At 58.9% G+C, this 8,539-nt stretch carries 5 protein-coding genes and 3 pseudogenes; 4 read left to right on the forward strand and 4 right to left on the reverse strand.

Features of this window, described 5'->3' with window-relative positions; genetic code table 11:
• Positions 1-22 precede the first annotated feature (22 nt).
• On the reverse strand, positions 23-1,591 hold the full coding sequence (locus tag V5F61_RS20880) for a TIGR04141 family sporadically distributed protein (RefSeq protein WP_393990578.1): 1,569 nt from the start codon (positions 1,589-1,591) through the stop codon (positions 23-25).
• 339 nt (positions 1,592-1,930) lie between these two features.
• On the opposite strand from V5F61_RS20880, the pseudogene V5F61_RS20885 reads away from it, so the two are divergent.
• The 3 genes and pseudogenes from V5F61_RS20885 to V5F61_RS20895 form a co-directional block, all read left to right on the forward strand.
• A pseudogene (locus V5F61_RS20885) lies at positions 1,931-2,125 on the forward strand (transposase); the annotation flags it as partial.
• 88 nt (positions 2,126-2,213) lie between these two features.
• On the forward strand, positions 2,214-2,690 hold the full coding sequence (locus V5F61_RS20890) for an IS5 family transposase (RefSeq protein ID WP_393990577.1): 477 nt from the start codon (positions 2,214-2,216) through the stop codon (positions 2,688-2,690).
• A pseudogene (locus V5F61_RS20895) lies at positions 2,689-3,600 on the forward strand (IS3 family transposase); the annotation flags it as partial. The gene V5F61_RS20890 and the pseudogene V5F61_RS20895, both read left to right, overlap by 2 nt.
• A gap of 19 nt (positions 3,601-3,619) precedes the next feature.
• Here the strand turns inward: V5F61_RS20895 and V5F61_RS20900 are convergent.
• Both V5F61_RS20900 and V5F61_RS20905 read right to left on the reverse strand, forming a co-directional pair.
• Positions 3,620-5,704 carry a DEAD/DEAH box helicase gene (locus V5F61_RS20900; RefSeq protein ID WP_393990576.1) on the reverse strand — a complete coding sequence of 695 codons (2,085 nt, stop codon included), beginning with the start codon at positions 5,702-5,704 and terminating at the stop codon, positions 3,620-3,622.
• Complete coding sequence (locus V5F61_RS20905; RefSeq protein WP_393990575.1) at positions 5,701-6,552, reverse strand: HamA C-terminal domain-containing protein; 852 nt, start codon at positions 6,550-6,552, stop codon at positions 5,701-5,703. The genes V5F61_RS20900 and V5F61_RS20905 overlap by 4 nt, the downstream gene beginning before the upstream one ends.
• Positions 6,553-6,678: 126 nt before the next feature.
• Between V5F61_RS20905 and V5F61_RS20910 the strand changes: the two are divergent.
• Positions 6,679-7,814 (forward strand): annotated as a pseudogene (locus V5F61_RS20910) (IS3 family transposase).
• A gap of 270 nt (positions 7,815-8,084) precedes the next feature.
• Here V5F61_RS20910 and V5F61_RS20915 read toward each other — a convergent pair.
• Positions 8,085-8,528 carry a ribbon-helix-helix protein, CopG family gene (locus tag V5F61_RS20915; protein WP_393990579.1) on the reverse strand — a complete coding sequence of 148 codons (444 nt, stop codon included), beginning with the start codon at positions 8,526-8,528 and terminating at the stop codon, positions 8,085-8,087.
• Between the last annotated feature and the right edge of the window lie 11 nt (positions 8,529-8,539).

Here is an 8,539-nt window from a genome sequence, read left to right on the forward strand (position 1 = left end):
ACATCCAGAGCGGCACTAACAACTAATACACAGTGGGAATCTTCTTTTTGGAAACTTTATACCCATACCCCTCTAACCGTCGACACGCATTACGAAGCGTGACTTTGCTAAAAAACGGGATATCGAGCGACCGCGGCGATTTACTGATAATCGCAAATACAATTTCGTAATCCTGAGGGATGGGACGAACCCTTGGGTCTTCCAGCTTGTGAGGTCCTTCCAATTTCTCGTTCAATTTGGCTCGAAAAGCAGCATCCTGCATAAAGAGCTCCCCTGAAACTGCACCTTGAGAAAACAGATGACTGAGCTGTGATGAGCCACTGTAGCGCTTAACGTGAATAAGTTTCTTATCGATAGTTAATACATCGCAGAATTCAATTGAGCTACTCCCGCCTCCATATTGAATCAAATCCGCATCCAGGCAACATGATCCTTGGAGCGCCGCCGACAAATATTCGTTGTACTCGCCTTCATTGATATGCGCATAGCTCGGACATTCACAATCGGCATCGGGCACGTTTACGAAAGCGTTTTTCACTTGCTGAGCGAAATTTGCCGCTACGGCATACCATTTGCCGCCGTTGAGGACATACGTATACCCGTCTAGTTCAAGCTCGGCATAAAGGCAACGGAAGGCGGGCCACCCGAGCAGAACGTCGTCAGTGCGAGCCGAAATCAGATAGATGCTGGTCTTCTTGAGCCATTCCAGCGTTATGGGCTCGTCGTTCGCTTCTGTAACAAGTCCAGCCACGTCGATGTCCGGAACCAACTCTGCGCGCTTCCGGCGCCCATAACGGAATCCGACAGCGTCCGCCCAGTCAACAATCTCCGGCGGGACCATCCATATATGAGCGTACTCCCTCTCCGTGAACCTCGCGACAATAGCATCATTCAGTTCGGTCTGCTTCCTCACGGATCGCACTTCAGCGATCTGATCAATCCAGTCGAAATCTGCCTTGTAGTCCTCGCTGCGGAATTGTTGCAGGCAAGTCACTAGAAAGGCCCCGACATTCTCGACATCGATTTTCGTCGAGGTAGCGAAAGCGTCCTTTCCGGAAATCGTACGTCCAAATGCCTCAAGCCGGGATCTTCCGGTGACCGCGCTGATTAGGTCCTGTTCCACATCGATGCCAAAGCTACCAGCAGGACTTTCGCGGCTAATTTGCTCACGGCTCTGTTTAGGGACGGAGCCCAGCGTAACCTTGTCGATGCTTCGAAGGCTATCGTTGGCGACGCTGTTCAAGACGATTTTCAGCCCAAATCGCTCCTCGACCACATCGTCCCTCAACAGATGCCGCCCATGGCCAAAGGCCAATGCAAATATCTGAAAGCCGTCTCCATCAGGCAGGCGGATCAAAAGCAGTCCCTTTGCGCTGGCCGTCAGTAAGCTAAAGCGCGCCAATGCCTCATCGATGGTTGATTTGAAAAAGGTTGAGAGCCAGCTCGGTGGACGCGGGTGCGAGCTCTCCAGGTAAAATGTACCAACCCCCGGTACTTCGATGCTTGCGATGCCGTCTTCAACGATTTCGGAAAATTCGGAATACACAGACTTGATAAGATATATTGTCAGTTTGTTGGTTTTATCGGCCATCTTAGGTCCCCCTCTCCCCCCGCCTCCATTTCCAAGTTGCAACACAAAGTTATCGCAATCAAGACTTCAGTTGGGCTGCCGCTTGAGCCCTCACGGACGGCCCTCGCGTGATTTGATGGCCCGGCAAATGGTGTTGGATTGGCATGGCGTGAAGAGAGCCGCAGCGCCAGAGGCGACGTGCTAAATAGGATAAATACGGTATCTCTGTAGTGGCCACGATTTTGGCCGCTAGGCGGTGTGGACGGATTTCCCTCGGTTGAGGCTGCGGGATTCCCTTTTCGGCGTTTCGGTGATTCATAGCGGGTCGGCTTTTGGGCGAGGTCGACCATGCTGACGCGGATGACGGACGAGGATTGGGCGGTGGCGCTGGAGGTGTTCCGCGCCTGCCGGTCGCGACGCGGCGACAAGGGGCGCGACGACCGCAAGTTCCTCGAAGCCATCACCGTGCACAACATCTCTTGGCGGGCGCTGCCGGCCGAGTTCGGCTCCTGGAACAGCGTCTGGAAAAGGTTCTGGCGGCTGCGCCAGGCCGGCGTGTTCGAGCTGTTCTTCGAAACCCTGGCCTCTCTGAGCCGCACGGCCCATCTGGTCCAGATGTTCGACTCCACCGTGGTGCGCGCCCATGTCTCCGCCGCCGGAGCAAAAGGGGCAGGACGGTCACGCCCTCGGCCGCTCGCGCGGCGGCTTCTCCACCAAGATCCACCTCAAGAGCGACTTCGACCGCCAGCCGATCGCCTTCCACCTGACCGGCGGGGAGGCCGGCGACAGTCCGCTCTTCAAGCTGCTGCTGGATCTTGGTCCCGACGTGACGCCGCGCGCGGTGCTCACCGACAAGGGCTATGATGCCAAGGCCAACCGGGCCATCGCCAGGGCCCGGGGCATCGCGCCTGTCATCCCGTTCAAATCCAACTCGAAGGACCGGCCGGCCTTCTTCCCGAAGGCGCTCTACCGCGGCCGCGCCCGCATCGAGCAGTGCTTCGGCAAGCTCAAACGCTTCAAGCGCGTCGCCCTGCGCTGCGAGAAAACCGAGCGCAGCTTCGCCGCCATCATCGCTCTCGCCTTGGGCTTCATCCTCATCAAATCCGTCCACACCGCCTAAAAAAAGCGGCCGCGTACTTCGCCAGGGATGCCAAGTGAAGTACGCGTTCATGGCCGAGCATCGCCTGCTGTTTTTGATCCGCGCCATGTGTCGGTGCCTCCGTGTCCAGCCCAGCGGCTTCTACGCCTGGCTGAAGGACCCGCTGAGCAAGCGGGAGCAGGAAGACCATCGACAGATCGAGCTGATCCGCGCGGCATGGCGCGAGAGCGGCAAAGTCTATGGCTATCGCAAGCTCCACGACGACCTGACGGACATGGGCGAGAGCTGCTGTCCAAATCGGGTTGCGCGGCTGATGCGGCTCGCCGGCATCCGGGCGCAGATCGGCTACAAGCGCCGGCCCGGCCACTATGGAGGCAAGCCATCTCTGGCGGTCGACAACACGCTGGATCGCCGGTTTGACGCGGAGACGCCTGACAAGGCCTGGGTGACCGACATCACCTACATCCACACCCACGAAGGCTTCGCCTATCTGGCGGTCGTGATCGATCTCTTCTCCCACCGCGTCGTCGGCTGGTCCATGCCAGGCCCGGCAGACGACCAACGTCGTGCTTCAGGCGCTGCTGGCCGCCGTCTGGCGACGCAAGCCGAAGGGCCGTGTGCTGGTGCATTCGGACCAGGGGAGCCAGTTCACCAGCATGGAGTGGGCTTCGTTCCTGAAACACCACGATCTGCAGCCCTCGATGAGCCGCCGCGGCAACTGCCATGACAACGCCGTGGCCGAGAGCTTCTTCAACCTGCTCAAGCGCGAACGTATCCGCCGCAAGGTATACCGCACGCGCGACGAGGCACGCCGGGACGTGTTCGATTACATCGAGATGTTCTACAACCCCACCCGAAGCACGCACGCAACGGGATGCTGTCACCCATCGAGTTCGAACGGCAGCATAAAGCGCAAGCCGAAGGCGTCTAGAAAACTCGGGGCGCTTCACTTAGTTCGCGAGTGCGTCCAGGACCCACTGCTTCTCAAATCTCGTCAGCTCGCTATTGGGGTTGCGAGCCTCTTGAATGAGACGGCGCCGCAACGAGTCGATTGTGTCATTGCGCGCCAGGAAGCGTTCGGAGATTTGCACCGGCACGCCCTGCTCATCAAGGTTCTTGAGAACTTCGGCCCGAAACCATCGCGGCATTTCAGCGATGAACAAGCTATAGTTCGTGGTTGTGCGAATGCGCTTCGCAAACAGCTCGACGACTGAGAAGAGTTGAGGTAGTCCATATTCGCATGCGCGCAGAAAACGGAAGATGTTGTCCTGCTGCTGCGGCTCCCCTTTGTACGAACTGCTATGCCAATGGAAAAAGCCTCGCAACGTGCCATGGGTCCGCAGATTCGTTAGGTACATGGCTAACTGTGCAGCACTTCTGATGCCGAATTCACTGACTTTGCGAATCTCGCAGATTATGTTGCAGACGGCGAGAATATCGTGATACTTTGGATGACCACTCCAGTGAATTTGGGCGCCCTGACGAGACGCGAGCTGCGTGAGCTGCCTGAGCGCAGCGGCATCCTCAAGGCCGACGGATGAAGCGAGCCGAAGTTCATCCGCTGAAAGTCCCATGGTACGCGCGAGCTCGGTCACTCGGTCGCTGATAGCGGACGAGCTATCTTCATCAGAGATATGCACAATCAGCTCATCCGGCGCCTCATCGAGATCACCGAAGAGAGGCGGTTCGACTTCAATGCTCTGCTCGCCCGGAGGCGAGTGAAACAGGTAGACCGAGCCGACGTGGTGCTGACCAAGACGCCCCGCGCGACCTCGAATATTTGAAAATGTGAAGAAATCGTAGTCTTTCCGGTTAATTTTCTTGTCGTAAATGAGCACCGATTTAGCGGCGGTGTTGACGCCTTCAATGAGCGTTGAGGTGCAAATGAGGACCGGGAGCGTTCCGGCGTTAAACATGCGCACGAACTGAGAGGCCATCGAACGCGGAATCCGACCATGATGCACCGCGACACCGGCGGCAACAGTATCGCTTAGTTTCCATCCTTCGCCAAAGTTGTCGTCAATCCATTTCGACATGTCGTTGACCTTCGCGAAGGTCACGTCTTTCGTCAGAGTTGCAGCAAGCGCATTTGCCCGGTCAGGCGATGAAATGAACACGAGCGCGGGCCAGTTGGTCGAGCTTTTTAGCTCTTCCAATAGCCTGGCTTCCTTGTTCTTGATCCGAGTGAGATCGAAAGTGTCTACGGCTACGGTCGAGAAGCGCGTGTGGAGGAATTCGAACTTCCACCGATTGTCGGCCGAGTATCGGACAGTCTCGATGTTCGGCCCGAGAAAGAAGAATTGATTCGACCGACGGAGCAGTTGATAGACGGCCGCATTCAGTGTTGAGCTGCGGTCATCCTGACGGGATGGATCCAGTTTGTAGAACTCATCGACCACGGCTAGGTCGAGTCGGCCGAGGTCATTCCGATTTATCAATCGCTCTTGCGTGCCCAAGAAGATTACGGCGTCGTCTGGCGGGGCCACCTGAGAGTGATACATGATGAGTGAGAAGCGGTTGCCGAACCGCTTTTCGATCCGCCGCCTGAACTCGTCGAGGAGCGCGATAGTCGGCAGTACGATGGCGACACGCTTGTAGCGATTGGTGGCGAGGAGCGCGTCAATCAGGAGGCTCTTACCGAAGCTCGTCGGCGCACTCAATACGAGGTTCTTGCCCGCCAGCAGCGTATTTAGAGCAGCAATCTGCTCCCTATGGAACGTGACGCCATCAAGCTCTTCGGAAGTGACAGCATCAGCGACCGCCGCATCACGGTAGTCCGCTGTTTCTTTATCAATGTAGTTCCAGAGGCCGACCGATCGCGCGAGCGTGCTCAATACCTCGCGGTACGACGCAAGCTCCGGCTTCGAATCTAGAAGCGCAGCGAGGCGAGGGACGACGTTGAGAACGTCCGGGTCGTCTAGGTCGCGTGTCTGAATGTCGCGCGCAGTCTCCTGCAAGATCGAGAAGACACGCCCCTTCAGCGCCGAGCCCCGGAGATTCTCGATTTCATGCCACTGCTGTTGGGACACGGTCATTGGAGTCCCTTCAATTTAGCATCAAATGTAGCTACGAACGTGTTCTTGTCTGCGAGCGGCACATACAAGAGCACGACGCGAATGCTTTTCGTGAGTCCCGACTTCGCAAGTCGGTCACGGATCGCAGCAAACTCTGCCATCAGCGCGGCTTTGTAGGCATCAGAAAATTCGGTTGCGCCGCGGCACGCTTTACTGTCCGACAGGATGCCGATGACGAACACGCCGGACGCAATGAACTTGTCCAGGCTCGTCTGCGGCTCGAATAGCTCCAAAATCTCGTCGTACCGGGGCGTCGTCTTGGGAATTTGGGGGCCAAGAAGGAGTTTCTGCTCCTTGAGAAATCCCTGCTCCAAATGTTCCGCTACCGATTTGAGGGCCGTAGCGATGGCTTCTAACGTGTCCTGATAGAGCTTTGACTCACCAAGCCAGAGCTCCACGCCGCCGCCTGTCGGGAAGCGCGCGTGCACCATGTCAAACGCTTTCACGACATCGTTCGACGCACTCTTGTAGAAGACTCTGTTCGAAATTGGCAGGGTATCAAAATAGTCACGACAAATTGCATGAAGAGCAACCTCTCCAGCCTCACCGCGTTTCTTGTATTTCTCGCTTGTATAGACCCGGACGGCCGCCTTCTTTAGCTTGACGTACATGTTGCCGTGGTTAACCGCGAGCTCGTCTTCGGGAAGCGCGTACTCTGGCAGCCATTCGATGAGATGCTCGGCGAACGGTACACAGCGCCAAGCCTTCAGCTCGAAACCAGCGCAGCAAATACCATCGATAGGGTTGCCCCCATCTTGGAAGTGCAGCCGTTCAAGAAACCGCCTTGGTTTGTTCTTATAGATCGACAAGCCGAATCACCCCCCCTTGCAACCAGCAATCATTGCCGAGGGTTGTGTCGAATACAATCAGTCTCGCTTCAAGAGTGATCCTCCCTCGGTTTTGTGGACACCCATGTTAGCTTTTGCGAGCTTCAAATGGGTGCACGGCGTCGGGTGTTTCCGGTGTTGTTCAAACGGGAGGCGGTTGACCGGGTCCCGACCAGAGGCCTTTTCACCTCACAGGTGGCGCAAGATCTGGGTCTGCACGAGACGGTGCAGCGCCGGTGGGTGAGAGACCTCGCCCCCCCCAGGCGACGGGGCCGGCGCGGAGCCCGATCTCGCAGGCGGCGGCCCTGTCGCCGGCCGACCAGGCTGCGAAGAAACGCCCGGCTCAGGCGGGAGAACGAGCGCCTGCGGATGGAGCGCGACATCCTAAAAAAGCCGCGCTCATCTTCGGAGCGGCGTCCCGATGACGTTCGGGTTCGTCGATGAGCATCGCGATGTGTGGCCGGTCGGTGTGATGTGCGAGGCCCTGGGGCCGTCGGCCAGCGGCTGTTATGCATGGCGCGCTCGGTCGGAGAGTTCGCGCGCGCAGGCCAACCGGGCGCTCACCGATGATATCCGGCTTATCCACGCACACAGCAGCGGGACCTATGGTGCCCCGCGGATCCATGCGGCCCTGCGAGAGCACAATCGGCGCGTGGGTCGTTCCCGCACCGAGCGGCTGATGCGCCACGCCAGCATCCGGGGGCTGGCGGCCTTGCCACGGCGCGCCCGGACGACCGACAGCCGCCATTCCTATCCGATCGCTCCCAACCGGCTCGCCCGCGACTTCACGACCCAGGCCCCGAACCAGGTCTGGCTGGCGGACCTCACCTACATCCCCACAGGCGAGGGCTGGCTCTACCTTGCCGGCGTGCTCGACATGCACACCCGCAAGCTGGTCGGCTGGTCCATGCGCGAGACCCTGCATACGCAGATCGCCCTGGAGGCCCTCGCCATGGCCATCGAGCGCCAGAGGCCGGCACCCGGTCTGATCCACCACTCGGCGCTCGCCACCGCTGGCATCCCCCCATCCATAAGCCGCAAGGGGGGATTGCTGGGACAATGCACCCATGGAGAGCTTCTTCCTCACCCTGAAAACCGAGCGGGTCCATCATCGTCTCTATGCCACCAGGGCCGAGGCGCGAGGGGACCTGTTCGGGTACATAGAGGGCTTCTACAATCCCCGCCGCCTGCACGCGGCGCTCGGCGACATCAGCCCGGCCGAGAGGGAACGCAGTGCAGCTTAACCCCGTCCACTTTTCCGGGGGAAGATCACTCGAAGATATCGAATAGAGTGCGAGCTAAGCGTCCGCAAAACGAATGAACGCTGATTAGAGCGGGACGCTTGCCGGGCACGCTTTCGTCAATCTCGCATTTCCGCCTGTAGACCGGGCAGCCTCGCAGCAGACATTCCGAACGTCGCCTCCGGGTCACGACCGACTGTCGTTCGCTCATCGTGCTCTGCCGACGGTAAGGGTACATCGCTGGATGCGGTAAAGCCCTGCTGCCGGATCTGGCTACCTTGTAGCCGCGGGGTTGGGCTCTCCCGCCACAGGTGGTCCTGATACGTCGTCCGGAATCTCCTGCAGGAAGCTCTGGCCCTTCTGCAGCCGCTTGCCGAGCGTCTCGACGAAGCCCTCGTAACGCTCCCGCCCCTTGATCTGCGCGGCGGCCTGGACGTCGGGTGGCAGCGGTGGGGTGATGGTGAGCCAGAAGCGGATGTAGAGCGAGAGCGCATCGGCGGTGACGCGCACGTCGCGCTCGATGCGCTGGACCTGCCGCGACAGGCGATCGAGGCGGCGGGTGAAGGCCGCCTCCCGCTGGTCTGCCGCGTCGGGCGACAGGAAGGAGGCCACCGCCGCCTCGACGATGGCCGAGCGGGGGAGCCTCTTGCGGTCGGCAAGCTCATTGATGCGGCCGATCATCTCCACTGGCAAAGTCAGGTTCAACCGATCGCGCATGGGAAATCTCC

This window comes from Xanthobacter sediminis, from assembly GCF_043195015.1.
In the GTDB taxonomy this organism is placed as follows: domain Bacteria; phylum Pseudomonadota; class Alphaproteobacteria; order Rhizobiales; family Xanthobacteraceae; genus Xanthobacter.